The sequence below is a fragment of the Roseivivax halotolerans genome (assembly GCF_900115815.1).
In the GTDB taxonomy this organism is placed as follows: domain Bacteria; phylum Pseudomonadota; class Alphaproteobacteria; order Rhodobacterales; family Rhodobacteraceae; genus Roseivivax; species Roseivivax halotolerans.
Map to the genome: position 1 here is coordinate 104,877 of NZ_FOXV01000004.1, position 25,946 is coordinate 130,822.

Below are 25,946 nucleotides of genomic sequence, written 5' to 3' on the forward strand. Positions count from 1 at the left end.
CGAGCGGGATCAGACGAAAGGATCCTCGGGGTACCCGACCCCCATGAGATACAGCCCCTGTGGGGGTGCCACCGGCCCGCAGGCCGCGCGATCCCGCGCCTCGAGCGCGCGGCGCACATCCTCGGGCCTCCAGGCCCCCGCGCCCACGCGTTCGAGCGTACCCACGAAGGAGCGCACCTGGTTGTGCAGGAAGGACCGCGCGCGCAGCCGAAAGCGGATTTCGCGCCCGGCCTCGGTCTCGATCTCGTCGACCTCGAACGCATCGAGCGTCTTTACCGGGCTTTTCGCCTGACACATCGTGGATCGGAAGGTGGTGAAGTCGTGTTTGCCGAGGAGCAGCGCCGCGCCCTCGCGCATCGCGCTCAGATCGAGCGACTTTTGCACCTGCCAGACCTGGCCAGCTTCCAGTACCGCCCGCGCCCGTCGATTGAGCACCCGGTAAAGATACCGCCGTTCACCTGCCGAGAACCGCGCGTGGAACTCGTCGCCGACGCGCGCCGCCCTGCGGATCGCCACCGGGGCGGGTTTCAGATGGTAGTTCAGCGCTTCCTGCAGGCGGAACGGCTGCCAGTCTTTCGCCAGATCGGTATGGGCGACCTGCCCGCGCGCATGCACGCCCGAATCCGTCCGCCCCGCCGCTGCGATCGTGTGGGGGCCGGGCTCGAGTTTCGCCAGCGCCGCCTCGATCGCGCCTTGCACCGACGGCTGGTCAGCCTGGCGCTGCCAGCCCGCGAAGGGGCCGCCGTCATATTCCACCATGAGCGCGTATCTGGGCATGAGGCTCGCCCTAGCCAAAGCGCCACGTCCCGGCAAGACCCGCCCACTGGCACGCAGGCGCGCAAGCCCCTATCTTCGCCCGAGACGACAGACCCGGAGGCCCCGTGCTCATCGACGATATCGCAGACAGACTCACCCGCAGCGTCGAGGCGGTGGGCGATACCGTCTCGGGCGCGTTCTTCGAACCGTCGATCCGGCTGGGGGTCACGGGCCTCGCGCGCTCGGGCAAGACGGTGTTCATCACCTCGCTCGTGGCGAACCTGATGGAGCGGGGGCGGATGGGTCAGCTTTCGGCGGCGGCAGAGGGGCGCATCACGGCGGCCTATCTGCAACCTCAGCCAGACGACACGTTGCCGCGCTTCGACTACGAGACGCATCTGGCGGCCCTCACTTCCAAGACGCCACATTGGCCGGACAGCACGCGCGCCGTCTCCGAGCTGCGCCTGTCGCTCAAGGTCAAGCCGACGGGCTTTCTGGGCGGGCTGCAGGGGCCGCGCACGGTGCATCTCGACATTGTGGACTATCCCGGCGAATGGCTCCTCGATTTGGGCCTTCTGGAGAAAAGCTATGCGGAATGGTCCCGCGAGACGCTGTCCCGGCTCGAGCAAAGAGACGAGGCGCGCGCGTTTCTCACCGCCGCCAAGGGCGAAGAAAGTTCGAAAGAGCTCGATGAGGCGCGTGCGCAGAGCCTTGCACAGACCTTCACCGAGTATCTGCAGGCCGCGCGTGATGTAGGCTATTCCGACTGCACGCCCGGACGGTTTCTGCTGCCCGGCGACCTCGCCGGCTCCCCGGTCCTGACCTTCGCGCCGCTGCCGCCCGAGGACGCCGCACCGCGCCGCTCGCTCTGGAGAGAATTCGAGCGCCGGTACGAGGCCTACAAGTCGCGCGTCGTCAAACCCTTCTTCCGGGAGCATTTCGCCAGGATCGACAGGCAGGTCGTCCTGGTCGACGCGCTCGGCGCGATCCACAAGGGGCCGGATGCGCTGTCGGATCTGCGCCGCACGATGGCCGATATCCTCGGCGCTTTCCGTCCGGGCCGGAACGCCTTCCTGTCGCAGCTTCTGATGGGCAAGCGGGTGGAGCGCATCCTTTTCGCCGCGACCAAGGCCGACCACCTGCACCACACCCAGCACGAACGGCTGACCGCGCTGATGAAGGCGATGACGCGCGAGGCCTCGGACCGGGCGGAATTCGCCGGCGCGAAGACCCGCGCCATGGCGATCGCAAGCCTCCGCGCCACCGTGGAGGAGACCCGCGAGGTCAAGGGCGAGGAGCTGGCCTGCGTGCGCGGACGCCTTCTGGAGACGGGCCGCGAGGCCGCGCTCTGGCCCGGCGATCTGCCCGAGGATCCGCAGAGCCTTCTGCGCGGGGATGCCGAGGAGTGGCTCGCGGGCGATTACGGCATCATGTCCTTCGCCCCCGCGCCGCTGTCACTGCGCCCCGGAGACGGGCCGCCGCATATCCGGCTCGACAGGGCCGCAGAATTCCTGATCGGAGACCGCCTGTGAGCGACAAGAAGCGCCCCGTCCTGATCGAACTCGACACTCCCGAAGACGTGCGGCCCGGCCCGGCCGATGCGCCGCCCGTTCCCGATCTTGGCGATCATTCCGAGCCCGGCCCCGACGGGCGGGCGATGGCGACGGCCGCGACGCTCGCCTCGCGCAAACCCTCGCGGCTCGCACGGTGGTTCTGGTCGCTCCTGGGCGCGATTCTCGCGACCGTGATCTCCATCGCGGCCTGGAATTTCGCGACCTCGCTCTTGGCCGCGAACCCGATCCTTGGCTGGGTGGTGACAGCCCTCTTCGGCCTTTTCATTCTCGTGACGCTTCTGATCGCGATCAAGGAGATGTCGGCCTTTGCCCGCCTTGCGCGGCTCGACCGGCTGCAACGCGCTGCCGATCATGCGCTGGCCGAGAACAGTCTCGAGGCTGCCCGCGATGTCGCGACGCGGCTCGATTCGCTATACTCGGCCCGTGACGACACCCGCTGGGGGCGTGATCGGCTCAAAGAGCGGCAGGGAGACGTCTTCGACGCCGAAGCGCTGCTTGGTCTGGCTGAACGCGAGCTGCTGGCCCCGCTCGACAAACGCGCCACGGCCGAAGTGCAGGCCGCCGCGAGGCAGGTTGCAGCGGTGACCGCGCTTGTTCCGCTGGCCTTCGCGGATGTCTTCGCCGCGCTCAGCGCCAATCTGAGGATGATCCGAAAGATCGCAGAGATTTACGGGGGCCGCTCGGGCACGCTCGGAGCGTGGCGGCTGACACGAGCGGTCTTCTCGCACCTGGTTGCGACGGGCGCTGTCGCGGTCGGGGACGACATGATCGAGCCGATCCTCGGCGGCGGGCTTCTCGCACGGCTGTCGCGTCGGTTTGGCGAGGGTCTGGTCAACGGCGCGTTGACCGCACGCGTCGGTGTCGCCGCGATGGAGGTGTGTCGCCCCCTGCCGTTCTCGGCGGATCGCCGACCCTCCGTGCGCCGGATCGTCACGACCAGCCTTACGGACCTTTTCGACAAATCCCCGCGCTAAGGGGAGGAAGCGCAAAGACGGAGCCCGAGCGGTGCCGGGCTCCGTCGAGCATTTACTGGCCGGTGCCAGCTTGCGGTGCGGTCTCGGCACCCGCAGCGGGTGCCGTCTCGCCTGCCGCGCCATCCGTCGCGGCGGTACCGGCGCTCTCGACAGCGCTTGTCGCGGCGGGCTCCTGGGCGGGCGTCGTCTCGCCATCGCCGCCGCCGCCGACGAAGCTGAGGCCGACCACCAGGGCGACGATGAGCCCCAGCGCCACGAGAAGCCCCGAGGTCGCGTTCTTGCCGGTCGCTGCCGGCGGCGCGAAAGGATCGTTGTTCACGCCGGTCGGGTTGACCGTGTAGGGGTTTGTCCGGTTCGGACCATGATCGCTATAGGCCATGAGTTTCTCCTTTCCTGCAGCGTATGTCTTCAAAGATTGGAGCGCTCTGCCACGGCGGGTAGAGGGCGCCCCGCGCGGCCCGGAAAATGCGCCGATCCTTGCCTTTTGCGCTGGATCCGCCGCGCCGGTTTCCGCCGCGCTGCATCGCGGCACCTGCCGTTGAGCAGCAATTCGCCATGGCGGTCGTCGCACCCGGGCAGGTTCCCGCCGCCCCTGCCCGCGTTCGCTACCTCTGGACCATCGCAGGCAGCGCTCCTATAAGTCGGGCGAAGATGAGACAGTTTGCGATCATCCTGCGAATTACGTGCCCGGCGCCGTGCTGATACGGTCCGCCGGGACAAAGGCGTCTGCCCTGCCGCGCCGCCCTGATTTCTGATCCATTCGCTGAACTTTCCGAGGACGCCACTCATGTGCGCCGACACCACCGACACGCCCGATTACAAAGACACCCTGAACCTGCCGCAGACCGAGTTTCCGATGCGCGCAGGGCTTCCCAAGCGCGAGCCCGGCTGGCTCGAGCGCTGGGAGGAAATCGGTATCTATGATCGCCTTCGCGAGAAAGCGGAAGGCCGCAAGCCCTTCACGCTGCATGACGGCCCGCCCTACGCCAACGGGCACCTGCATATCGGCCACGCGCTGAACAAGGTCCTCAAGGACATGGTCGTGCGCTCGCAGCAGATGATGGGCCATGATGCGCGCTATATCCCCGGCTGGGACTGTCACGGCCTTCCCATCGAGTGGAAGATCGAAGAGCAGTACCGCGCCAAGGGTCTCGACAAGGACAAGGTCGATATCGTCGATTTCCGGCAGGAATGCCGCAGGTTCGCCGAAGGCTGGATCGATGTGCAGCGGGATGAGTTCAAGCGGCTGGGCATCACCGGCACCTGGGAAAAGCCATACCTGACGATGGATTTCCGCGCCGAGCGGATCATCGCGGAGGAGTTCCAGAAGTTCCTGATGAACGGGACGCTCTACCAGGGCTCGAAGCCCGTGATGTGGTCGCCGGTTGAGAAGACCGCGCTCGCCGAGGCGGAGATCGAGTATCACGATCACCAGAGCCACACGATCTGGGTGCCGTTCCGGATCGTGTCCTTCGACCTGCCCGATGCCGAATGGTCCGACGAGGAAGCGCCCGACGGATCGCGCGAGGCAGCCGAAGCGGCAAAGCTGTCGACGGCGGCGCAGTTCGAAGGCGCGAAGGTCGTGATCTGGACGACGACGCCCTGGACGATCCCGTCCAACAAGGCGGTCGCCTACAACCCCGAGATCTCTTACGGGCTCTACGAGGTCACGGGCCGGCCCGAGGAATGCTGGGCCCGGATCGGGGACCGCTACATCCTCGCCGATGCTCTCGCCGAGGACGTGATGGGCCGCGCGCGGCTTGACGAGACGATGTATCGCCGTCTCGGGCATGTCACGCAGCATCAGCTCGCCGCGATGACGCTGGCGCATCCCTTCCGGGATCTCGAGGGCGCGAACGGCTTCTGGGATTACGACGTGCCGATGATCGACGGCGATCATGTCACCGACGATGCCGGCACCGGTTTCGTGCATACCGCACCGAGCCACGGCGCCGAAGACTACGAATGCTTCCAGAAGCGCGGCTGGCTCGACCGGATGACGCACAATGTCGGAGAGGAATCCGAATTCCTGCCTCATGTGCCGATCTTCGCGGGGCTGCGCGTCTTCAACCACAAGGGCAAGGAGGAGAAGGCCAACAAGGCCGTCATCGACACGCTCGTTGCAGCGGGCGGATTGCTGGCGCGGGGGCGGCAGACCCATTCCTACCCGCATTCCTGGCGTTCCAAGGCACCGGTCATCTTCCGCAACACGCCACAATGGTTCGCCGCGATCGACAAGCCGGTGGGCGATGGTCAGGACGAGAACGGCACCACGATCCGCGAGCGCGCGCTCACCTCGATCGACAAGGTGACCTGGACGCCGCGCACCGGGCGCAATCGGCTCTACACGATGATCGAAGGGCGGCCCGACTGGGTGCTGTCGCGCCAGCGCGCCTGGGGCGTGCCGCTGACCTGCTTTACCCGCAAGGGCGCAATGCCGACCGATGCCGACTTCCTCCTGCGCGACGAGAATGTGAATGCCCGCATCCTCGCCGCGTTCGAAGAGGAAGGCGCGGATGCATGGTACAAACCCGGCGCGAAGGAGCGCTTCCTCGGCAACGAATACGACCACGAAGAGTGGGACCAGGTCTTCGACATCCTCGACGTCTGGTTCGATTCCGGCAGCACGCATTCCTTCGTGCTGCGCGACCGCGAGGACGGCTCGGAGGACGGAATCGCCGATCTTTATCTCGAAGGCACGGACCAACATCGCGGCTGGTTCCATTCCTCGCTGCTGCAAAGCTGCGGCACGCAGGGCCGCGCGCCCTATCGCGGCGTTCTGACCCACGGCTTCACCCTCGACGAGAAGGGCAACAAGATGTCCAAGTCGCTCGGCAACACCGTGGCCCCGGACGACGTGACCAAGCAATACGGCGCGGATATCCTGCGACTCTGGGTTGCCCAGTCGGACTACACCGCAGATCTCCGGATCGGGCCAGAGATCCTGAAAGGGGTCGCCGACAGCTACCGGCGTCTGCGCAACACGATGCGCTTCATGCTGGGGGCGCTGGCGCATTTCGAGGAAAGCGACCGCACCGCGCCCGAGGACATGCCCGAGCTCGAGCGCTGGGTGCTGCATCGCCTTGCGGAACTCGATGAGCGGGTGCGGACCGGCTATGCCGCCTACGACTTCCAGGGCGTATTCCAGGCGCTGTTCAACTTCGCGACCGTGGAGCTGTCGGCCTTCTACTTCGACATCCGCAAGGACGCGCTTTATTGCGATGGCGATACGGCACGCCGCCGCGCCGCGCGGACGGTGCTCGACATCCTCTTCCATCGCCTGACGACGTGGCTCGCGCCTGTTCTCGTCTTCACGATGGAGGAAGTCTGGCTGGAGCGGTTCCCGAGTGAGACCAGCTCCGTCCATCTCGAGGACATGCCGGAGACGCCCGGGAGCTGGCGTGATGACGGCCTCGCCGCGAAATGGGCCGAGATCCGACGCGTGCGCCGCGTGGTGACCGCCGCGCTCGAGGTACAGCGCACGGAGAAGGTGATCGGCGCGTCGCTCGAAGCCGCACCGCGCGTGCATGTGGACAGCGCGGCGACGCGCGCCGCGCTCGAAAGCGTGCATTTCGAGGATGTCTGCATCACCTCCGATGTCGAGATCACCGGCGATACCGCGCCTGCTGAGGCGTACCGGCTTCCCGAGATCGAGGGCGTCGCGGTGGTCTTCGCCAAGGCGGAGGGCGAGAAATGCCAGCGCTGCTGGAAGATCCTGCCCGATGTCGGCACCCATACGCATCCCGGCGTCTGCGGACGGTGTGACGCGGCCCTCGGCTGACGCCCCGGCCCTGAGAAAATAATAGAATTTTCTCAGGGCCGATAATCTTACTTAAGATTATCGGGCGCGCCGCCCCAACCTGCTGGACAAGTCCAACGCGAGCGACGAGCATTCCCCGCATGAGCGATACAGAGACCTCGACCGCCTACCAGGTTCTCGCCCGGAAATACCGGCCCGAGACTTTCGCCGACCTCGTCGGCCAGGACGCGATGGTCCGCACGCTCAAGAACGCCTTCGCAGCCGACCGGATCGCGCAAGCGTTCATCATGACGGGGATCCGCGGCACCGGGAAAACCACGACGGCTCGGATCATCGCCAAGGGCATGAACTGCATCGGGCCCGATGGCTCGGGCGGTCCGACAACGCAGCCATGCGGGCAATGCGAGCATTGCGTCGCTATCGCCGAGGGACGGCATGTGGATGTCCTCGAGATGGACGCGGCCTCGAACACGGGTGTCGGGGATGTGCGCGAGATCATCGACTCGGTGCATTACAGGGCGGCCTCGGCGCGCTACAAGATCTACATCATCGACGAAGTTCACATGCTGTCGACGAGCGCGTTCAACGCGCTTCTGAAGACATTGGAAGAGCCCCCGGCGCATGTGAAGTTCATCTTCGCGACGACCGAGATCCGCAAAGTGCCCGTCACGGTCCTTTCGCGCTGCCAGCGCTTCGATCTGAGGCGCATCGAGCCCGAGGTGATGATCGCCCTTCTGCGCCGGATTGCAGATACCGAAGGCGCGCAGATCACAGAGGATGCGTTGGCCCTCATCACGCGGGCCGCCGAAGGCTCGGCGCGGGACGCAACATCGCTGCTCGACCAGGCGATCAGTCATGGCGCGGGCGAGACCACGGCGGACGAAGTGCGCGCGATGCTGGGTCTGGCGGACCGCGCGCGTGTTCTCGACCTTTTCGAGACGATCATGCGGGGCGATGCGGCCGGCGCGCTGTCAGAGCTTTCGGCGCAATATGCCGACGGCGCCGATCCGATGGCGATCCTGCGGGATCTGGCGGAAATCACCCACTGGATCAGCGTCGTGAAGATCACGCCCGAGGCGGCGGAAGATCCGACGATCTCGCCCGATGAGCGCACACGCGGTCAGGCGCTCGCCCAGTCGCTGGGCATGCGGCCGCTCACGCGGATGTGGCAGATGCTGCTGAAGGCGCTCGAGGAGGTTTCCTCGGCGCCGAATTCGATGATGGCCGCGGAAATGGCGGTGATCCGCTTGACGCATGTGGCTGAACTGCCCTCGCCAGAGGATCTCGTGCGCAAATTGCAGTCTGAGACGCCGCCGCCTCAGCCGCCAGGTGGCGGTGGAGGCAACGCTGCACCCTCGGGAGGCAGCATGGCGCAGGGCGTCTCTCATACTCCTGTTCCGACCCATAGCGGCCCCTCCGGCCCGTCGGCGCAGTCTGGCAATACGGTGCGAGCCGTCGCCGCGGAAGACGCGCTCGCGCGCTATCCGACTTTCGATCACGTGATCGAGCTCATCCGTGCCAATCGTGACGGGGTGCTTCTGGTCGAGGCACGGCGCTACATGCGCGTGGCGAGTTACCGTCCGGGGCGGATTGAGTTCACGCCCACCGACGATGCGCCCAAGGATCTCGCGCAACGGCTGGGCGCGGCCCTGACGCGTTGGACGGGCAATCGCTGGGCAGTGACGATCGTCAACGAGTGCGACGCGCCCACGATCTACGAGACCGAACACGCCTCCGAGCTGGCCCTCAAGAAGGAAGCCGAAGCCCATGAGATGGTGCGCGCAGTTCTAGATGCTTTTCCCAAGGCACGCATCCTCAAGGTCGTCACGCCCGAGGAGGAGGCCGTCGCGGCAGAAGCCGAAGCCCTGCCCGAGGTCGAGGACGAATGGGATCCGTTCGAGGATGACTGACCTTGCGGGCGGCCCCCGCCGTCCCCAGACTCAACAGCAAGACAAAGAACCGGAGAGATCGAGATGTTCAAAGGATTAGGCGGCCTGGGCGACATGGGCAAAATGATGAAGGCGGCCCAGGAAATGCAGACCAAGATGACCGAGCTGCAGGAAGAGATGCACTCGATCATGGTCGAGGGCGAAGCGGGTGCTGGCCTTGTGAAGGCGACCTGCACGGCGAAAGGCGAGCTGAAGTCGCTCGACATCGACCCGTCGATCTTCAATGGCGACGACAAGGAAGTGGTTGAAGACCTGATCCTCGCCGCGATCAAGGACGCGCAGGGCCGCGCGCAGGAGCGTCAGAAGGAAGAGATGGGCAAGCTCGCCGAGAGCATGGGCCTGCCCAAGGACATGAACATGCCGTTCTGAGCGGGCCGGACGCACAGACGTGGCAGGTCGCTCCGAGATCGACGCACTCATCGAGATGATGGCAAAGCTACCGGGGCTCGGCCCCCGGTCGGCCCGGCGCGCCGTGCTGCATCTCATCCGCAAGCGCGCGGTTCTCTTGCAGCCGCTCGCCGAGCAGATGGAAACCGTTGCCCGCACCGCGCGCGAATGCCTCAATTGCGGCAGTGTCGGCACCTCGGACATCTGCGAGATCTGCAGCGACGAGGCGCGCGCGACGGGCCTTCTATGCGTCGTTGAAGATGTCGCCGATCTCTGGGCGATGGAGAGGTCGGGCGTGTTCAAGGGGCGTTATCACGTCCTCGGCGGCACGCTTTCGGCGCTCGACGCGATCGGACCGGAGGAATTGCACATCCCCAAGCTTCTCGACCGCGTCGCCGGCGAGGAGATCGAGGAGGTGATCCTCGCGCTCAATGCCACGATCGACGGGCAGACGACAGCGCATTACATCGCCGACCAGCTGGAGGGTCGGGTGCGGCTGAGCTCGCTGGCCCAAGGCGTGCCGATCGGCGGGGAGCTCGACTATCTCGACGACGGCACGATCACCGCGGCGTTGAATGCGCGGAAATCTCTATAGCGAGACGATTTGCGCCCGGCATGCGGTTCAGGCTTAACTGGTGGGCATCGCGGCCATGTCGGTCGCGCGTCATGTCTGGGGTGCCATGCGCCGTGTCACGCTACTTCTCGCCGCGTTGAGCTTCGGTCCCGGTCTCGCCTCCGCCGCGCCCTGCCCCGATTTCTATCGCTTCGTCGATTTCGGCATCACGACACCCGAGATGATCGTCCGGGGCGGTCCGACCTTTCGCGCAGAAGATTTCGAGGAAACGCCGCTTCTCTTGAGGGAAGAAACGGTCTGCCGTGATGCGCGGGACGTGGCCAAGGACGGGCGCGGCAATCCGATCCCGATCACGCGAAGTATCGCCTACGATCCGTCGGTTCTGCCAACCGCGCTCGAGGCGCTGCGCCTGGCCGCGGTTGACGATATCGCCGCCGTGACGAAGGGTCATGCCGAGACGCATCGCACGCGGCTTGCGCCGGGCGAGGCACGGATCACGCGGGGATCCGACTACCTGTGCGCCGAGTCGCCGAATGCAGCCGAGATCTCCTGCCAATTGCGCTCTCCTTTCGGGGGCAATTTGCCGCTCGTCGTTTATTGCAATGCGGAAAGCTGCGTCCTGCCGGGCTTCGCGGTAAACGAGCGCGTGATCGGATCTGCGCGCTGGCGCACTGGAGGCGCGGGAAACGCCGAGGCAATCGCCACCGAAAGCGCCTCCAAACTGTCGGCGATCCACGATTTTCTGACGCCGCTCACATCATGGCGTGCGGATTTCACGGGGCTTGACCGGTAAGCTGACTGCGAAAACATCCCATGACAAAGCCGCCTGAGCGATGCTCTCGACCTCCATTCACCTTGGCGGTTCCTGACGGCGCACGCGCCCCTTTGTCATGCCGCCGTCAAACACACCGGCTAGCTTGATCTCTGGCGGGCGGATGGGCGTCCACCACAGGACAGATCGCACACCAGGGATGGACGAAATGAAAGACGACAAGCATCACGGCCTCACGTTCGATGAGTGGGACGAGGCACGGTTCCCGCGCGCCAAGACGCAGGACTTCGATCGTGTCGTAGAGCGCGCGATCTCTCGCCGCGGATTTCTGGGCGGAGTTCTTGCGTTCGGCTCCGGCGCAGCCGTCATGGGCCTGACCGGCCTGAAGGGATCGACCGCTCTTGCCCAAGGGGCGGGACGCTTCCCCTTCGAACAGATCGCCGCGCAGACCGATGGCACGATCCACGTGCCCGATGGCTACGACTGGCAAGTGCTGGTGCGTTGGGGCGATCCGCTCTTCTCGGATGCGCCGGAGTTCAGCCAGGACACGGGTATTCCGACAGAAGGCTCCGACCGCGTGTTCGGTGAGAACACCGACGGGATGGAGCTGTTCTCGGTCGATGGTCGCGAGATCCTCGTGGTGAACAGCGAGTACACCAACAACGACATCAACCTCGTCGGCTCGACCACCGCAGCGGCTGACAGCCTCGAGGACGAGCGGAGCCCCAGCTCTGCCGATGACGTTCTGCGCCTGCAGAACTTCCAAGGCGTGACAGTCATGGAGGTCGAAGAGGGCGAGAGCGGCTGGTCCGTCGTCATCGACAGCCCCTACAACCGCCGCATCACCCACAACACGCCGATGATGCTGGACGGCCCCGCTGCCGGCCACGCGCTTTTGCAGACCGAGGACGATCCGACGGGCACGCAATCGCTTGGCACGTTCAACAATTGCGGCTCGGGCCGGACGCCGTGGGGCACCTACCTGACCTGCGAGGAAAACTTCAACGGCTACTTCGGCGCGACCGGCGAGATGCCGACGGATGAGCAGGTCGCGGCAGGCTACGCCCGCTATGGCATCTCCTCGGAAGGATGGGGCTACAATTACCATCTTTACGATTCGCGCTTCGACGTCAGCACGAACCCCAACGAGCCGCATCGCGCCGGCTGGATCGTCGAGATCGACCCCAGCGACGCAAGCGCGACGCCCGTCAAGCACACCGCGCTCGGCCGCTTCAAGCACGAAAACGCCGCCTACGCGCTGGCCGGGGACAATCGTCTCGTCGTCTACATGGGCGACGACGAGCGCGGCGAGTTCATGTACAAGTGGGTCAGCCGCGATGCCTACGAAGCGGGTGGCGACACCTCGACGCTGCTGGTCGAGGGTCAGCTTTACGCCGCGACCTTCTCAGACGACCAGAGCGGCCGCTGGGTCGCGCTGACGCCCGAGGCGACCGGCATGGACGCTGCGGAGATCGCCATCTTCACGCGCACCGCGGCTTCGGCCGTCGGCGCGACAACGATGGACCGGCCCGAATGGATTGCCGTCAACCCGACTGCGCCCGAAGGGTATTGCTGCCTCACCAACAATTCGCGGCGCGGCGCGACCGACGACAGCGGCAATGTCCTGACCAATGCGGGCGGCGATCCGATGGAGGTCAACGCGCCCAACCCGCGCGAGACCAACGAATACGGTCAGATTGTCCGCTGGCGTCCCGAGGGCGGCGACCACGGCAGCGACGGTTTCGAGTGGGATCTCTACGTGATGGCCGGCAACCCGAACGTCCACACGGACGGGCCCTACGCGGGGACCGACAACATCAACGCCGGGAACCTCTTCAACTCGCCCGACGGGATGCAGATCGACACGACCGGCCTCATCTGGATCCAGACCGATGGCGACGACAGCAACGAGGGCGACTTCGAGGGCATGGGCAACAACCAGATGCTCGCTGGCGATCCCGAGACCGGCGAGATCCGCCGCTTCCTGACCGGCCCGAACGGCAGCGAAGTGACCGGCCTGACCTGGTCGTCCGACCGCCGCACGATGTTCGTCGGCATCCAGCACCCGGGCGCCCCGTTCCCCGACGGCGAAGGCATGCTGCCCCGCTCGGCCATCGTGACGGTCAAGCGGACCGACGGCGCCGCTGTCGGCTGATCGCCTGCATCAAGAGCCTCCCGGTCGTCGAGATCGGGAGGCACCTGCTCAAAAGAGGCTGACACGGCGTCTAGCGCAGTCGTGCCACACCCTGTCGCTGCCCGGCTTAAAACGATAAAGGCCCGCCGAAGCGGGCCTTTCCCCGAGCGCTGGACGGGCGATCTCAGCCGCGCTCGTCCTTGTCCTCGCTCTCATCGTCATCGTCGTCGGGCAGGTTGAAGAAGGAATCGGCATCCGCGTAGTTCTGGTTGCCCTTCTCTTCTTCGTCGTCCTCGCCGTCACGCGGATCGGAGAGCGAGAAGCTCTCGAGCCCTTCCATGCTGGAGGGCAGGCGCGGTTCGGGATCCATGTCGAGCGACTGCTCTGTCGAGACAAGCTTGCGGCGCTCGTCGTCGTTCATCACCTGCTCCTGGTTCTTGGAGGCCTTGGCAACGGCGGCATCGAGCTCCGACTGCCGGCACAGACCCAGCGCGACCGGGTCGATCGGTTGCAGGTTCGAGATGTTCCAGTGCGTGCGCTCACGGATCGATTGGATCGTCGGCTTGGTCGTGCCAACGAGCTTGGATATCTGCGCGTCAGACAGCTCGGGGTGGAACTTCACCAGCCACAGGATCGAGGCAGGGCGATCCTGGCGCTTGGACAGCGGCGTATAGCGCGGACCCCGGCGCTTGTCCTCGTCGACGGCGGCCGGGTTGTGCTTGAGCTTCAGCTTGTAGAGCGGATCCTTTTCGGCCTTCTCGATCTCGCCGGGTGCGATCTGGTTGTTCGACAGGGGATCGAACCCCTTCACGCCGGCGGCGACGTCGCCATCCGCGATGCCCTGGATCTCGAGCTCGTGCATATCGGTGAAATCGGCGATCTGCTTGAACGTCAGCGTGGTGTTGTCCACGAGCCAGACGGCGGTCGCCTTGGGGTGCAAGAGCTTGGCCATGATGTCTCCTTCGCATGTCTTCTTCGTGGCCCGGGGCGTCTGGCCCAGGGCACCCGGACGATCCGGGTCGGTTTCCGTTGTCGGGGAACTTGGGCGCTATATAGTCACGCCATGATCCGGTGGAAAGAGAAAATCGCGAGCCTGATGATCTGCCTCGGCGCACCTGCGCTGGCAGAGGGCGAGATCGCGGGCGAGTTCGACTATTACGTCCTGGCGATGAGCTGGTCTCCGACCTGGTGCGCGCTCGAAGGCGACGCGCGGGGCTCGCCGCAATGCGCGCCCGAGCGGGATGCCGGCTGGATCCTGCACGGACTTTGGCCGCAATTCGAGACGGGCTGGCCGTCCTATTGCCGGACGCCCCATGGCCCGCCGTCGCGCGCGATGACTGCGGGTATGGCGGATGTGATGGGCACGTCCGGCCTCGCCTGGCATCAGTGGAAGAAGCACGGCACCTGTTCGGGGCTGAGTGCCACTGATTATTACGAGACCGCAGAAGAAGCGTTCGAGGCGGTCGTGCTGCCCGAGGTGTTCCGCCGTCTGAAAGACCCCGTGACGCTGCCCGCCGCCGTGGTTGAAGAGGCGTTCCTGCGGGACAATCCCGATCTCGAGCCCGACATGCTGACCATCACCTGCCGGGAGGGACGCATCCAGGAGGCGCGGCTCTGCCTGACCCGCGATCTGGAGCCCGTGACCTGCGGCGCGGATGTGGTGCGCGACTGCCGTGCGCGGGATGCGCTGATGGATCCGATCCCCTGAGGCGCAGCGCGCATTTGTAACATTGCGTGAGAGCGACACGCGATGCGCCTCCGGCGCAAGCGCGACTTTGCAACATTCGCGTCACTTTCATCGCTGAGTGTTACACCGGCTTGCGCGCGGCCAAGTCTCGCAGCCGAAACAACCCATTGATATTACAAGATTCCACGGGACTCCTCGGAACCTGCCGCACCTGCGAAAGGGTCAGGCGTCCGTGATTGACGCTCCCGTGAATGGCGCGGCGCAAGGTCGCGGGTCAGGCTTGGACCAGCCCGACCGGCCTGCCCGGCGGGCCTCTGACCCCGAATGCCGCAACGGAGACATCCATGTCCAAGACCATCAAGACCGCCGCCCTCGTCGGTGCCGTCGCCGCGAACTTCGCCGCAACTGGTGCCCATGCCCAGGCCCAGGAGAAGTGCTACGGCGTCTCGCTCGCCGGCGAGAACGATTGCGCCGCCGGCCCCGGCACGACCTGCGCGGGCACCTCGACCGTCGACTACCAGGGCAATGCCTGGACCCTCGTCGAAGCAGGCACCTGCACCGAGATCGATCTGCCGCAGATGGCCGATGGCACGCCGCGCGAGGGCTCGCTCGAAGAGCTCGACCGCGACCTGCCGACCGGCTGATCCGATCGCGCGGGGCAGAAGGCTGCCCCGCGCCTCCCCCGCACCGCAAGGACGCACCGACATGTTCGATCTCAACCAGACGGCCCTGCCCCAGGCGCCAGGCATCGGCTTCAAATCGCGCCATTTCGACGACCTGATGCGCGGCCCGGGACCCGTCCGCTGGCTCGAGATACACGCCGAGAACTACATGGGCGGTGGCGGGCGCCCGCAGGCCCAGCTTGCCGCTTTGTCTGAACGCTTTGCGCTCTCCGTTCACGGTGTCGGGCTTTCCATCGGTGGCGAGGGTCGGCTTGATCGCGACCACCTGACGCGGCTCCGGCTGCTCCTGGACCGGGTGCAGCCTGCCGCGTTTTCCGAGCATCTCGCCTGGTCGACCCATGACGGTGCTTATTTCAACGATCTTCTGCCCCTGCCCTACACGAACGCGACGCTGACCCGCGTCGCCGCGCATATCGACGAGGTGCAGGAGGCGCTCGGCCGCCAGATGCTGCTGGAGAACCCGTCCTCTTACCTCGCCTTCGCCGAATCGACCTGGGACGAACCCGCATTTCTCGCGGAGCTCGTGCGCCGCACCGGCTGCGGGTTGCTTCTCGACGTGAACAACGTCTTCGTCTCGGCGACCAATCTCGGCTTCTCTCCCGAGGGTTATATCGACGCCTTCCCCTTGGAGGCGGTGGGCGAGATCCATCTTGGCGGGCATGACGAGGACACAAACGATCACGGCGCGGCGCTGCTGATCGACAGCCACGGATGCGAGGTGGCGAATCCGGTCTGGGCGCTATTGGACAAGGTGCTCAGCCGCACCGGACCGCGCCCCGTCCTTATCGAATGGGACACGGACGTGCCCGCCTGGCCGGTTCTGGCCGAAGAGGCTCGAAGGGCCGACGAGGCGCTCGCGCGGGTGCTCGCATGAGCCGAGAGTGCGAATTCCGCGCGGCGCTCATGGAGCCATCTGCCGCGATCCCGCATGGACTTTCTGGTGGTGCGGGGCGGTGCGCTGATCGGCGCTACAACGTCTATCGCAACAACGTGGCCGTCTCGCTGACAGGTGCGATCGAGACCGGCTTTCCGACCGTCACCCGCCTCATCGGAGAAGAGAACCTGCGCCGCGTCGCCAGCGTTTTCATCCGCCAGAGCCCGCCGACGAGCCCGATCCTGGCGCAATATGGCCGAGCGTTCCCGGCCTTCCTTGCCGCGTTTCCACCGCTCGCGCATCTGCCCTACCTTTCGGACATCGCGCGCGTCGATCTCGCGATGCGCGAGAGCTACCACGCTGCCGATCACACCCCGCTCGATCCCGCCGCTCTGACCGGGCTCGAGGAAGACGACCTCGCAGCCTTGCACCTGACGCTTGCCCCTTCTCTGCGGCTTGTTTCGTCGAATTGGCCGATTCACCAGATCCGCGCCTTCACGATGGGCGAAACGCAGGACAAACCGACAGGCGGCGGAGAGGCGGTCGCGATCCTGCGGCCCCGGTTCGATCCCGCGCCGTACCTTCTGCCGCAGGGCGCCTATGCTTTCCTTTCGGCGCTTGGCGCGGGCGAGACCTTCGGCGCGGCACAGGAGCGCGGAGGCCCGAAGTTCGATCTGCCTGCCACGCTCACCCTTCTTCTTGAAACCGGCGCGCTCTCCGCGCCAGAGACCGGAGCCGCCTCATGTTGACCCGCCTTCTTTTCACGCCCGCGGATGCGCGCGACCTCGTGCTGCCGCTGATCGCCCGCTTCGTCTTCGCGGCAACCCTGCTCGTCTATTATTGGCACGCGGCGCTGACGAAGCTCGATGGAGGGCCGGTCAGCCTCTCGCTCGGAGCCTACGCACAGGTCTTTCCAAGGGCATTCGAGGCGGTCGGCTATGACGCGAGCCAGCTCGGCGGGTTTCACTACCTCGTCGCGCTTGCCGGCACGTATGCCGAATTCGTGCTTCCGCTTCTCTTGGTGATCGGCCTGATTGCCCGGCCGGCGGCGATCGCGATGATCGGGTTCATCGTCATCCAGAGCCTGACCGATCTCTACGGTCATGGCGGTATCGCACATACAGAAACGCTGGGCGCTTGGTTCGACCGGTTACCGGATGGGGTCATTCTCGATCAGCGGGCGTTCTGGGTGCTTGCGCTGACATTGATCGCGGTGAAGGGGGCGGGCGCGCTGTCTGTCGACCAAGTCCTCGCGCGCCGCGCCGCCGGTGCTGGCCGGCTGCAGCCGGCCTGAGGCTTACACCCCGAGCGCCTCGCGCGTGTCAGCTCCGAAGCCGAGATACATCTCGTCGCCCTTGACGATCAGCGGACGCTTCATCGCGGCCGGATGCGCGCCGATGATCCAGACCGGCTGTTTCTTGCGGTCCTCTTCGGAGAGCTCGCGATAGGTCTTGGATTGGATGTTGAGCATCCGGTCGCCGAACCGCTCCAGCGCGTCGGCCAGAACCTCGCCCGGCATGCCGTCTTCGCGCACATCGACGAATTCCGCGTCGGGAAGCGCCTTCTGCGCCTGTTTGCAAGTGTCGCAATTCTTGATGCCGTAGATTTTCATGAATGGTCTCCGCTCTGCCGTCATTGGTATCGGGGGCCAACAGGCGCATCGCGCCTGCGGTTCCACAAAGCTCAGGCCGCCTGCAGCCGCCCTGCTTCCTTGCGGGCGAGCGAGATCAACTCCTGCACGTAACCCTTGCCCTGATCGGCGGTGCGGGTCGCGGCATAAAGCCTGCGCGTGACGCCGTTTTTCGTCAGTGGGCGCGTGACGTAATCGGAATTGTATTTCACCTCCCGAACGACCCAATCGGGCAGAACCGATATACCCCGGTTCGAGGCGACGAGCAGGAGGATGACGGCGGTCAGCTCCACCTGCCGGATGGCGGCCGGCTCCACCTTTGCAGGCGTCAGAAGCCGGGAGAAAATGTCGAGACGGGAACGCTCCACCGGATAGGTGATGAGCGTCTGTCCACGAAAATCCTCGGCCTCGATATAGGGTTTCTGAGCCAGGGGATGCGCCGAGGCGGCGACGAAAACCGGGTTGTAGTCGAAGAGCTCGGTGAAGGTGACCCCGGGCAGATCCTCGGGGTCGGACGAGACGACGAGGTCCACCTCCTCCCTCAGGAGCGCAGGCAGCGCGTCAAAGGCAAGACCGGGACGGATGTCGACATCGACATCGGGCCACGATTTGCGGAAAGCCTCGAGGACCGGGAAGAGCCATTCGAAACAGGCGTGACACTCGATCGCGATATGCATCCGGCCCGAGACGCCTTTTCGCAAACCGTCGAACTCGGCCGACAGCGCCTCGACCTGCGGCAACACCTGCTCGGCGAGCCGCAAGAGGCGCAATCCGGCCGGCGAGAGCTTCATCGGCTTGGAGCGCCGCACGAAAAGCTCCACCCCGGCCTGATCCTCAAGCCCCTTGATCTGGTGACTGAGCGCGCTTTGCGTGATATTGAGCTGGTCTGCCGCGCGCGCCAGCCCGCCAGCCTCGTGAATGGCTTTTATCGTGCGTAAATGGCGGAACTCGATGTGCATCTCTTAGTTCGTCTCATGTTGTTCTTGAGATTTATGAGTTTGTCTCACTTTTCTCGCCATGCGACAAGCAATGGAAAGCAAAAGGAAGCCCGTCCATGACCCGTCCCGAGATCTCGTTCGAGTTCTTCCCGCCGAAAAACATCGAAGCCTCGTTCCGGCTCTGGGACACGGTGCAGACACTCGCGCCGCTGAATCCGCGTTTCGTCTCAGTGACCTATGGCGCGGGAGGCACCACCCGCGAGCTGACGCGCGAGGCAGTGAGCGCGATTCACAAGCATTCGGGCCTCCGGACAGCGGCGCATCTGACCTGCGTGAACGCCACCCGCGAAGAGACGTTGGGTATCGCGCGGAGCTTCGCAGAGGTCGGCGTGACGGATATCGTGGCGCTTCGCGGCGATCCGCCGAAGGGCGAAACCCGGTTCACGCCCACCGATGGCGGCTTCGCCAATTCCTGCGAGCTGATCGCGGCGCTGAAAGAGACGGGCGATTTCACGGTCCGCGTTGGCGCTTATCCCGATATCCACCCCGAAGCGCCCAGCGACACTGCGGATGTCGAATACCTCAAGCGCAAGTTCGATGCGGGCGCGGACGAGGCGATCACGCAGTTCTTCTTCGAGGCGGAGACGTTCTTCCGGTTCCGCGATGCCTGCGAGAAGGCCGGGATCGACAAGCCGATCGTTCCGGGCATCTTCCCGATCGAGAACTGGAAAGGCGCACGTCGCTTCGCGGAAAGCTGCGGCACGAAGATCCCTGCCTGGGTCATCGAGGCATTCGATGCGGCCGAACGAGACGGTCGCGAAGATCTGCTGGCGACAGCGCTCTGCACCGAGCTTTGCACCGATCTCATCGAGGGCGGCGTCGACAAGCTGCACTTCTACACGCTGAACCGCCCCGAGCTCACGCGCGACGTCTGTTTCGCGCTCGGCGTCACCCCGGAGACCCGTCTCGAAAACGTCGCCTGAGCCTTTGTGACGGTACAATTCCGCGCTTGAACTCAGACCGCGCGCGCGCCTTTCTCGGGGCGCGCGCATTTTGTTTTCGGGGGATCACATGCGGATTGCGATCAACGGGTTCGGACGGATCGGCCGGACGATCCTGCGCCAGGTCCTGAGCGATCCGGCCCATGCGGATATCGAGGTCGTGCTTCTGAACGACATCGCGCCGCTCGAGGATTGCGCCTACCTCTTTCGCTATGACAGCGTCTACGGCCCCTATCCCGGCAAGACCACGACTTCGGACGGACACCTGACCGTCGACGATTACGAGATGCCATTCCACGCGGCCGAAACGCCCGCCGATCTCGATCTGTCGGAGGTCGATATTCTACTCGACTGCACCGGTGCGGCAGATGCAAGGGCGGCGGCGGAGGCGGGGCTGGCGTCAGGGGCGCGCAACGTGCTGATCTCGGGCCCGTGCCTCGAGGCCGAGCGCACGCTGGTGCTCGGCGCGAACGAGGACATGCTGGGCGACGCCCGCATCGTCTCGAACGCGTCCTGCACGACGAATGCGCTTGCGCCACTCCTGAAAGCGCTCGATGCCGCCTACGGGGTCGAGACGGGACATATGACGACGGTCCACTGCTATACGGGCAGCCAACCGACCGTCGACAAGCCGCGCGGCCCGTTCGAACGCTCGCGCGCAGCGGCGGTGTCGATGGTCCCGACGACGACATCCGCGGCGAAGCTCATCGACCATGTGCTGCCGGAGCTCGCAGGCCGCGTCACGGGCGCGGCGGTGCGGGTGCCCTCGATCTCGGTTTCAGCGGTCGATCTGGTGGTGCAACTGACCCGCCCCCACGGATCTGACGCCGCGGACGCTGTGCGCGCCCTCGCCGACACCTCGGCGGTGATCGGCCTCACCGAGGATCCGTGCGTTTCGGTCGATCTGCGGGCACGTCCCGAAAGCATCGTCCTTGCGCCGCAGGAGGCGATGGCTGTCGGGGATCGGCAGCTCCGCATCTTCGGATGGTACGACAACGAATGGGGCTTCTCCGCGCGGATGCTCGACATGGCCCGGCTGATGCATGTGCGAGAGCACGGCTAGGAGCAGCGCGTCCCTGTCCGGCCCGGTTGCCGCGCAACCTGCCGGAAATGCCGCGCAGCGCGCGAGAATGGCAGGACCAGCGGTTCGAGCAGCCGCGACTGTCCCGCGCCCATCGCGCCCATGTCGGCAATGCGCGCCGCGAAGGTTGCATTCGCGCCAGGCCCATCCTCGACCAGCACTTGCCCACGTGACTGCCAGCCATGGGCCTGCGCCTCGGTCATCAGCCGTTCGAGAGCTTCTGCCGCCCTCAAGGCTGTATGCAGCGAAAGGGCTGCATGGGCGCAGCCGGCGCGTGCTCCGACAGCAGCGAAGAGCCGGTCTGGCGGCAGTGTCCAGACCGGGTCGACAATCAGCTCGGCGAAATCGCGCACACGCGGACCAGGCCCGCAGGTTTCAAAGTCGAACCAGCGAACGCGCCTGTCAGCGCCAAGCGTCGCATTCGCGGGACGGCAATCTCCTTTGACGAAAGCCCGCGGGATGGCGCAAAGCGCGCGCATCACGGCTGCCCGGTCGAACACCACCTCGCCCTTTGCTGCAAAAGGGGCCAGCGCGTCGGCCGAGAGGATACGCCGCGCCGCCTGCTCTTCGGGATCATCAAGCGGATCGAGCGCGCGTGACAGCGCGGTGCGATCGGCCGCTGCGTGCAGATCGACAAGGCTCGATGCGGCGGCTTCGGCGAGCAGTGCCTGGCGTCCCACCGGTGCCCGCGCAATCGCGAGGTCGAGCCGGTTCTGGCCGAGATCCGATTGCAACAGAACGCCCGACTGACAGCCCAGAACCACGGGCACGCGATCGGTGATATCCGAGAGCGCCCTGAGAACGAGCGCTTCCTCGCGTGCCGTGCGCCCCTGGCTGCGCGCCGTCGCAATCACGCTGCGTCCATCGATCTTGAGCCGCAGGCTGGCCCGGAACACCCCGCCGGGCGATTCGACATCGCTGACCGGTTCACCGCAGACAGCCTCGGCCACCGAGAGCACGCGCAGAATGCGTGCCTCGTTTGCGGAGGCAAGTTCTTGCAGGCTCGGTTTCGCCACGTCGTGACCTCGCTGCGCCGGAAGCTGTCGCATCGCTACGTGACAATCTCCCTATCCTTCGGACGCGGCGATTGTGCGGTGAGATTGCGGCAGCGGCCCTGAAAACAGAAAGTGCGTTGGAAACCGTAGGTAAAAGCTTCACGATTGGGAGGTAGGCAAGACGCAAAGGAGAGACCGGAATGGATTGGGCGCGCGAACACGAACGCTATTGGACTTTCGCGGGCTGCGTGGCGTTCGCTGTGCTTTCGCTGATCCTGACCCTTGCCGTCTCCGTCTGGTTCGTCCTTCCGCTCGTTCTCTTCTTGGCGCTGTCGCTCGTCGGCGTCTATGACGTCACCCAAAGCAGCCACGCGATCCTGCGAAATTACCCGATCCTGGGGCACATGCGCTTCATCTTCGAGGGCATCCGCCCCGAGATCCGTCAGTACCTCATCGAGAGCGAGAAGGACGAGGAGCCGTTCAGCCGCGAGGCGCGCAGCCTCGTCTACCAGCGCGCCAAGCAGGACGAATCGAGCCGGCCTTTCGGCACGCAGGAACGTGTCTACGAGGCCGGATATTCATGGCTCACCCATTCCATCGCGCCTACGCAGCTCGATGAGCAAGACTTCCGCGTGACGATCGGCGGGCCGGATTGCAAGCAGCCCTACAATGCCTCGCTCTACAATATCTCCGCGATGAGTTTCGGCTCGCTCTCGGCCAATGCGATCCTCGCGCTCAACACCGGGGCGAAGAAGGGCGGCTTTGCCCATGACACCGGCGAAGGCGCGATCAGCCGCTATCACCGCGAAGGCGGCGGCGACCTCATCTGGGAGATCGGCTCGGGCTATTTCGGTTGCCGGACGGAGGACGGGCGCTTCAACCCCGACCGCTTCGCAGAGCAGGCGGCGCTCGAGCAGGTCAAGATGATCGAGATCAAGCTCAGCCAGGGCGCGAAACCGGGACATGGGGGCATGCTCCCCGGCTCCAAGATCACGGCCGAGATTGCAGAAGCACGCGAGATCCCGATGGGCGTCGATTGCATTTCCCCGGCGGCGCATTCGGCCTTCTCGACACCGATCGAGCTTCTCGAATTCGTGGCGCAATTGCGCGATCTGTCGGGCGGCAAGCCCGTCGGCTTCAAGCTCTGCATCGGGCACCGGCGCGAATTCATGTGCATCGTGAAGGCGATGCTGGAGACCGGGATCACCCCGGACTTCATCGTGGTGGACGGGAAGGAAGGCGGCACCGGCGCGGCGCCTCTGGAATTCGCCAACCATGTCGGCATGCCGATGGTCGAAGGACTGACCTTCGTGCACAACGCGCTGCGGGGCGCCGGCCTGAGGGACCGGATCAAGATCGGGGCCGCGGGCAAGATCACCTCGGCCTTCGACATCGCCCGGGCGCTGGCGATCGGCGCGGATTGGTGCAACGCCGCGCGCGGCTTCATGTTCGCCGTCGGCTGTATCCAGGCGCAGGCCTGCCATACCAACCATTGCCCGACCGGCGTCGCGACGCAGGATCCGCTGCGCCAGCGGGCGCTCGACGTGCCAAGCAAGGCCGAACGGGTCTACAATTTCCACCGCAAGACGTTGCACGCGCTTGCGGAAATGGCCGGTGCCGCGGGGCTATCGAATCCCAGCGAATTCCTGCCGCGGCACTTCATGGTGCGTCAAAAGGACAGCGAGATGGCCGAGATGGACCGCGTCTATCCCTACATTCGCGAAGGCGCGCTTCTGGACGATGCCGACGACTTTCCCGATTTCCGCTTGCGCTGGAAACGGGCGCGCGCCGACAGCTTCCGCTCGGTGGACTGACCGGGCCTCAGCGCAGCCCCGTCACGACCCAATCGGCGAAGGCCACCATCAATTCGTCCGAGGCCGCATCGAAGGCAGCGACGATATCCGGCGTCTCGAGCGAGGCCGACACCGCCTGGCTCGCGAAGGTGCGGCTGGCGAGGATGGCGACATCCTCCTCGCGCACGAGCTGGACCGAGATCCGCAGCGTCACCTCGGCCTGCTCGCCAAGATCGCGCGCCTGGAAGTCGATGACATCGCTGACGATCGCGACGTCCCCCGACAGGCCGAGCGGCTCGCGTCCCACATAGGACAAACCGTCCGTGGCCTGCAGGCTGCGGAGCATCAGCGATTGCACCATGACCGGCACTTCCTCGCCCCAGCGCGCCCCCGGCAGATACTGCGCTTCGAGCTCGGATGGCTTGATCATGATCCGGTCGGTCAAGAGCGCGCCCGTGGTCGTCGGCGACTCCACGGTCACGTTGAGGCGAGACCGGCGCGGCGCTTCCGCTATACCCTCGGGCGCACGCAGCTCGTAGACGTCGAGCACTTGGGTCGCATCCGACAACGCGGAGAGCGCCGAGCAAGCGGACAATGCGAGCGGTGCGAAAATGAGGGCCAAGCGGGTCATAGGGTCAGTCTACCTGCGGAATTCGGGCGTGTCGCGGTCGAGAAGAAGCCGCGCGGGATCACGCGACAATTGCCGCGTCAGTTGATCGAGATTGCGGATGAGCCGCCGCGTCTCGGACGCAAGCGCGGAGTATTGCGGCAACCCATCGGCGGCGAAGGTCGCGACCGGCCCGCCGCTCCGCGCAACGACGCTCTGGATTTCGCGGAATGTCGCCTCGGCGACGGCAGCGGCCTCGCGAAGATCCTGGCTGAGCGCGGGAATGTCCTCCGACACTTCTGCGATAGCCGCGTCGAAACTGGTGATCGCGCCGCGCAGATCCTCGGTAATGGCCGCGATCTCGGTGTTGATCACCCGGTCGGCGCCGTTGAAGGCGCGCTCTGCCGCGACCAGTGTCCGGTTGCCGGTCACAAGCGCTTCATTGACCGCCTCGAGCGTGCCGTTCGCCGTGGCGAAAGTCGTCGTCGCGGTCGCGAGCGCCAATTCGGCATCATCGGTAAGCCCCGCCACACCCTCGGCAGTGCGGGTCACATCCGCGCCCGCCTCCTCGATCACGCGGCGCGCGGTTTGCGTGGCGCTGCGCACATCGGCGATGACGACCGGCAGATCTTCCTGAGCGACGCCCGAGATCACCTCGACCACCTCGGCGGTATCGGCGACCACGGCGCGCATCTCGTCGATGAGCCATTGGCCGTCCTCTTCGAAGAGGAGGTCGATATTCTCGGATGTCTCGTAGATCGAGTCGGACGCGATCTCGAAGCTTTCGATCAACGCGGAGGTTTCCGCGATGAGCGGACCGGCCTCTTCAAAGCGCTGCTGCGCGACGGCGCCAGCCGAGGTCAGCGTCGCCAGCGTCTCGGTCGCGTCATCGGTCAACTCGATGAGTTCGAGACGCAGATCGGCGATGGCCCCCTGCAACTCGATGGTCAGCGCGGGCAGGTCATTCGACAGATATCCCCGCGTGCTGTCGATCGTCTCGGTCGCCGCGTCGAGCGTGCCCTGCCCCCGTTGCAGCAGAACCTGCCCGTCCTGCGCGAGATCGTTGACGGAGACGAGCGTCGTGTTGGCCGTATCGAGAACGACCGAAAGGTCCGCCGAGAGCGTTTCGAGCGTGGTGTTGAACCGGTCGATCTGCTCGGAAAAATCCGAGATCTGCTCGGTCACGTTGGAAAAGCTTTCGAGCACGCTCGAGAAACTCTCGGAGGCATCGGCCACGTTGCCGAGGATCGTATCTACGCGGCCGCGGTTCTCCTCGCTCATCAAGGCATTGAGATCCTGCACCACTTCGAGCGCTTCAGAGAGAAGCTCCGGCGCATCCTCGCTCAAGGATTGCAGGACGGATGTGCCTGCCGGGATCGTCGGGATCGCGCTGTCGGATGCTTCCGCCAGAAACGGCGCATCCGCCGTGCCCGCGCTGATGCCGACGTAGGACACCCCCGTGACGCCTTGGGCTTCCACTGTGGCCTCGCTGTCGGTCCGCACCGGCGTGTCCGCTTCGACCTCGAGGCGCACACGCACCGTGCCGTCACGATCTGGCGAAAGGCCAAGGCTCACGACCCGGCCCACGGGAAGCCCCGCAAACCTCACGTCGGCGGCGTTGGAAAGCCCCGCGACCGAGGTGAAATTCACGTCGTAATAGGCGTATTCGTCATCGAGCTCGACGCCTGCGAACCACAGAACGAAACCCAGAAGCCCCAGGAAGCCCAGAAGCGTGAAGGCCCCGATCAGGATATAATTCGCGCGCGTCTCCATACCG

Annotated in this window: 24 protein-coding genes; 16 read left to right on the forward strand and 8 right to left on the reverse strand. The window is 65.4% G+C overall.

Annotated features, from left to right (window positions below):
* Positions 1-9: 9 nt before the first annotated feature.
* Positions 10-777: a tRNA pseudouridine(38-40) synthase TruA gene (gene truA, locus BM171_RS07480; protein WP_093010219.1), complete on the reverse strand. Its 768-nt coding sequence runs from the start codon at positions 775-777 to the stop codon at positions 10-12.
* 104 nt (positions 778-881) lie between these two features.
* Here truA and BM171_RS07485 point away from each other — a divergent pair, with 104 nt between their 5' ends.
* Together BM171_RS07485 and BM171_RS07490 are read left to right on the forward strand one after the other, a co-directional pair.
* Entirely contained in the window at positions 882-2,288 is a 1,407-nt protein-coding gene (locus BM171_RS07485; protein ID WP_093010220.1) for a YcjX family GTP-binding protein, read from the forward strand.
* Complete coding sequence (locus BM171_RS07490; RefSeq protein ID WP_093010221.1) at positions 2,285-3,304, forward strand: YcjF family protein; 1,020 nt, start codon at positions 2,285-2,287, stop codon at positions 3,302-3,304. Before BM171_RS07485 ends, BM171_RS07490 begins: the two co-directional genes overlap by 4 nt.
* Before the next feature lie 52 nt (positions 3,305-3,356).
* On the opposite strand, the gene BM171_RS07495 is transcribed toward BM171_RS07490, so the two are convergent.
* A complete protein-coding gene (locus tag BM171_RS07495) occupies positions 3,357-3,683 on the reverse strand; it encodes a hypothetical protein (RefSeq protein ID WP_093010222.1) in 327 nt (108 codons plus the stop codon).
* 408 nt (positions 3,684-4,091) lie between these two features.
* On the opposite strand from BM171_RS07495, the gene ileS reads away from it, so the two are divergent.
* The 6 genes from ileS (at position 4,092) to BM171_RS07525 (ending at position 12,901) form a co-directional block, all read left to right on the forward strand.
* A complete protein-coding gene (gene ileS, locus BM171_RS07500) occupies positions 4,092-7,085 on the forward strand; it encodes an isoleucine--tRNA ligase (RefSeq protein ID WP_093010223.1) in 2,994 nt (997 codons plus the stop codon).
* A gap of 110 nt (positions 7,086-7,195) precedes the next feature.
* Positions 7,196-8,974, forward strand: coding sequence for a DNA polymerase III subunit gamma/tau (locus tag BM171_RS07505; protein ID WP_281244604.1), 1,779 nt, complete (start codon positions 7,196-7,198; stop codon positions 8,972-8,974).
* 63 nt (positions 8,975-9,037) lie between these two features.
* Positions 9,038-9,382, forward strand: coding sequence for a YbaB/EbfC family nucleoid-associated protein (locus tag BM171_RS07510; RefSeq protein ID WP_093010225.1), 345 nt, complete (start codon positions 9,038-9,040; stop codon positions 9,380-9,382).
* Between the two features lie 19 nt (positions 9,383-9,401).
* Positions 9,402-9,995: a recombination mediator RecR gene (recR, locus tag BM171_RS07515; RefSeq protein ID WP_093010226.1), complete on the forward strand. Its 594-nt coding sequence runs from the start codon at positions 9,402-9,404 to the stop codon at positions 9,993-9,995.
* 40 nt (positions 9,996-10,035) lie between these two features.
* Positions 10,036-10,767 (forward strand): hypothetical protein, encoded by a 732-nt coding sequence (locus BM171_RS07520; RefSeq protein WP_093010227.1) that lies wholly within the window; start codon positions 10,036-10,038, stop codon positions 10,765-10,767.
* A gap of 187 nt (positions 10,768-10,954) precedes the next feature.
* Entirely contained in the window at positions 10,955-12,901 is a 1,947-nt protein-coding gene (locus tag BM171_RS07525) for a PhoX family protein (RefSeq protein WP_093010538.1), read from the forward strand.
* A 163-nt stretch (positions 12,902-13,064) separates the two neighbouring features.
* On the opposite strand, the gene BM171_RS07530 is transcribed toward BM171_RS07525, so the two are convergent.
* Positions 13,065-13,832 (reverse strand): DUF1013 domain-containing protein, encoded by a 768-nt coding sequence (locus BM171_RS07530; protein WP_093010228.1) that lies wholly within the window; start codon positions 13,830-13,832, stop codon positions 13,065-13,067.
* A 111-nt stretch (positions 13,833-13,943) separates the two neighbouring features.
* Here BM171_RS07530 and BM171_RS07535 point away from each other — a divergent pair, with 111 nt between their 5' ends.
* The 5 genes from BM171_RS07535 to BM171_RS07555 all read left to right on the forward strand — a co-directional run bounded on the left by BM171_RS07535 (position 13,944) and on the right by BM171_RS07555 (position 17,418).
* The gene (locus tag BM171_RS07535) at positions 13,944-14,588 is read left to right on the forward strand and encodes a ribonuclease T2 family protein (protein WP_093010229.1); all 645 of its coding nucleotides are present in this window, start codon (positions 13,944-13,946) and stop codon (positions 14,586-14,588) included.
* Positions 14,589-14,911: 323 nt separating this feature from the next.
* On the forward strand, positions 14,912-15,211 hold the full coding sequence (locus BM171_RS07540; RefSeq protein ID WP_093010540.1) for a BufA1 family periplasmic bufferin-type metallophore: 300 nt from the start codon (positions 14,912-14,914) through the stop codon (positions 15,209-15,211).
* A 61-nt stretch (positions 15,212-15,272) separates the two neighbouring features.
* The gene (bufB, locus tag BM171_RS07545) at positions 15,273-16,124 is read left to right on the forward strand and encodes an MNIO family bufferin maturase (RefSeq protein WP_093010230.1); all 852 of its coding nucleotides are present in this window, start codon (positions 15,273-15,275) and stop codon (positions 16,122-16,124) included.
* Positions 16,121-16,873 (forward strand): HvfC/BufC N-terminal domain-containing protein, encoded by a 753-nt coding sequence (locus tag BM171_RS07550; protein ID WP_093010231.1) that lies wholly within the window; start codon positions 16,121-16,123, stop codon positions 16,871-16,873. The genes bufB and BM171_RS07550 overlap by 4 nt, the downstream gene beginning before the upstream one ends.
* Complete coding sequence (locus BM171_RS07555; protein WP_093010232.1) at positions 16,867-17,418, forward strand: DoxX family protein; 552 nt, start codon at positions 16,867-16,869, stop codon at positions 17,416-17,418. The genes BM171_RS07550 and BM171_RS07555 overlap by 7 nt, the downstream gene beginning before the upstream one ends.
* A 3-nt stretch (positions 17,419-17,421) precedes the next feature.
* Here BM171_RS07555 and BM171_RS07560 read toward each other — a convergent pair whose 3' ends face one another.
* Positions 17,422-17,736, reverse strand: coding sequence for an ArsC/Spx/MgsR family protein (locus tag BM171_RS07560; protein WP_093010233.1), 315 nt, complete (start codon positions 17,734-17,736; stop codon positions 17,422-17,424).
* A gap of 71 nt (positions 17,737-17,807) precedes the next feature.
* Positions 17,808-18,713 carry a LysR family transcriptional regulator gene (locus BM171_RS07565; protein ID WP_093010234.1) on the reverse strand — a complete coding sequence of 302 codons (906 nt, stop codon included), beginning with the start codon at positions 18,711-18,713 and terminating at the stop codon, positions 17,808-17,810.
* Between the two features lie 95 nt (positions 18,714-18,808).
* Between BM171_RS07565 and metF the strand changes: the two genes are divergently transcribed.
* Both metF and BM171_RS07575 read left to right on the forward strand, forming a co-directional pair.
* Positions 18,809-19,675: a methylenetetrahydrofolate reductase [NAD(P)H] gene (gene metF / locus BM171_RS07570; protein WP_093010236.1), complete on the forward strand. Its 867-nt coding sequence runs from the start codon at positions 18,809-18,811 to the stop codon at positions 19,673-19,675.
* Positions 19,676-19,763: 88 nt separating this feature from the next.
* On the forward strand, positions 19,764-20,756 hold the full coding sequence (locus BM171_RS07575) for a type I glyceraldehyde-3-phosphate dehydrogenase (RefSeq protein WP_093010238.1): 993 nt from the start codon (positions 19,764-19,766) through the stop codon (positions 20,754-20,756).
* Here the strand turns inward: BM171_RS07575 and BM171_RS07580 are convergent.
* Positions 20,753-21,823 (reverse strand): phosphotransferase, encoded by a 1,071-nt coding sequence (locus BM171_RS07580; protein ID WP_093010240.1) that lies wholly within the window; start codon positions 21,821-21,823, stop codon positions 20,753-20,755. The genes BM171_RS07575 and BM171_RS07580 overlap by 4 nt on opposite strands.
* A gap of 146 nt (positions 21,824-21,969) precedes the next feature.
* Here BM171_RS07580 and BM171_RS07585 point away from each other — a divergent pair, with 146 nt between their 5' ends.
* Positions 21,970-23,583: an FMN-binding glutamate synthase family protein gene (locus BM171_RS07585; protein WP_093010242.1), complete on the forward strand. Its 1,614-nt coding sequence runs from the start codon at positions 21,970-21,972 to the stop codon at positions 23,581-23,583.
* 7 nt (positions 23,584-23,590) lie between these two features.
* Here the strand turns inward: BM171_RS07585 and BM171_RS07590 are convergent, their stop codons facing one another.
* Positions 23,591-24,193, reverse strand: a complete 603-nt coding sequence (locus BM171_RS07590; RefSeq protein ID WP_093010244.1) for an ABC-type transport auxiliary lipoprotein family protein — start codon at positions 24,191-24,193, stop codon at positions 23,591-23,593.
* A gap of 9 nt (positions 24,194-24,202) precedes the next feature.
* Positions 24,203-25,942, reverse strand: coding sequence for an MlaD family protein (locus tag BM171_RS07595; RefSeq protein ID WP_093010246.1), 1,740 nt, complete (start codon positions 25,940-25,942; stop codon positions 24,203-24,205).
* Positions 25,943-25,946 lie beyond the last annotated feature (4 nt).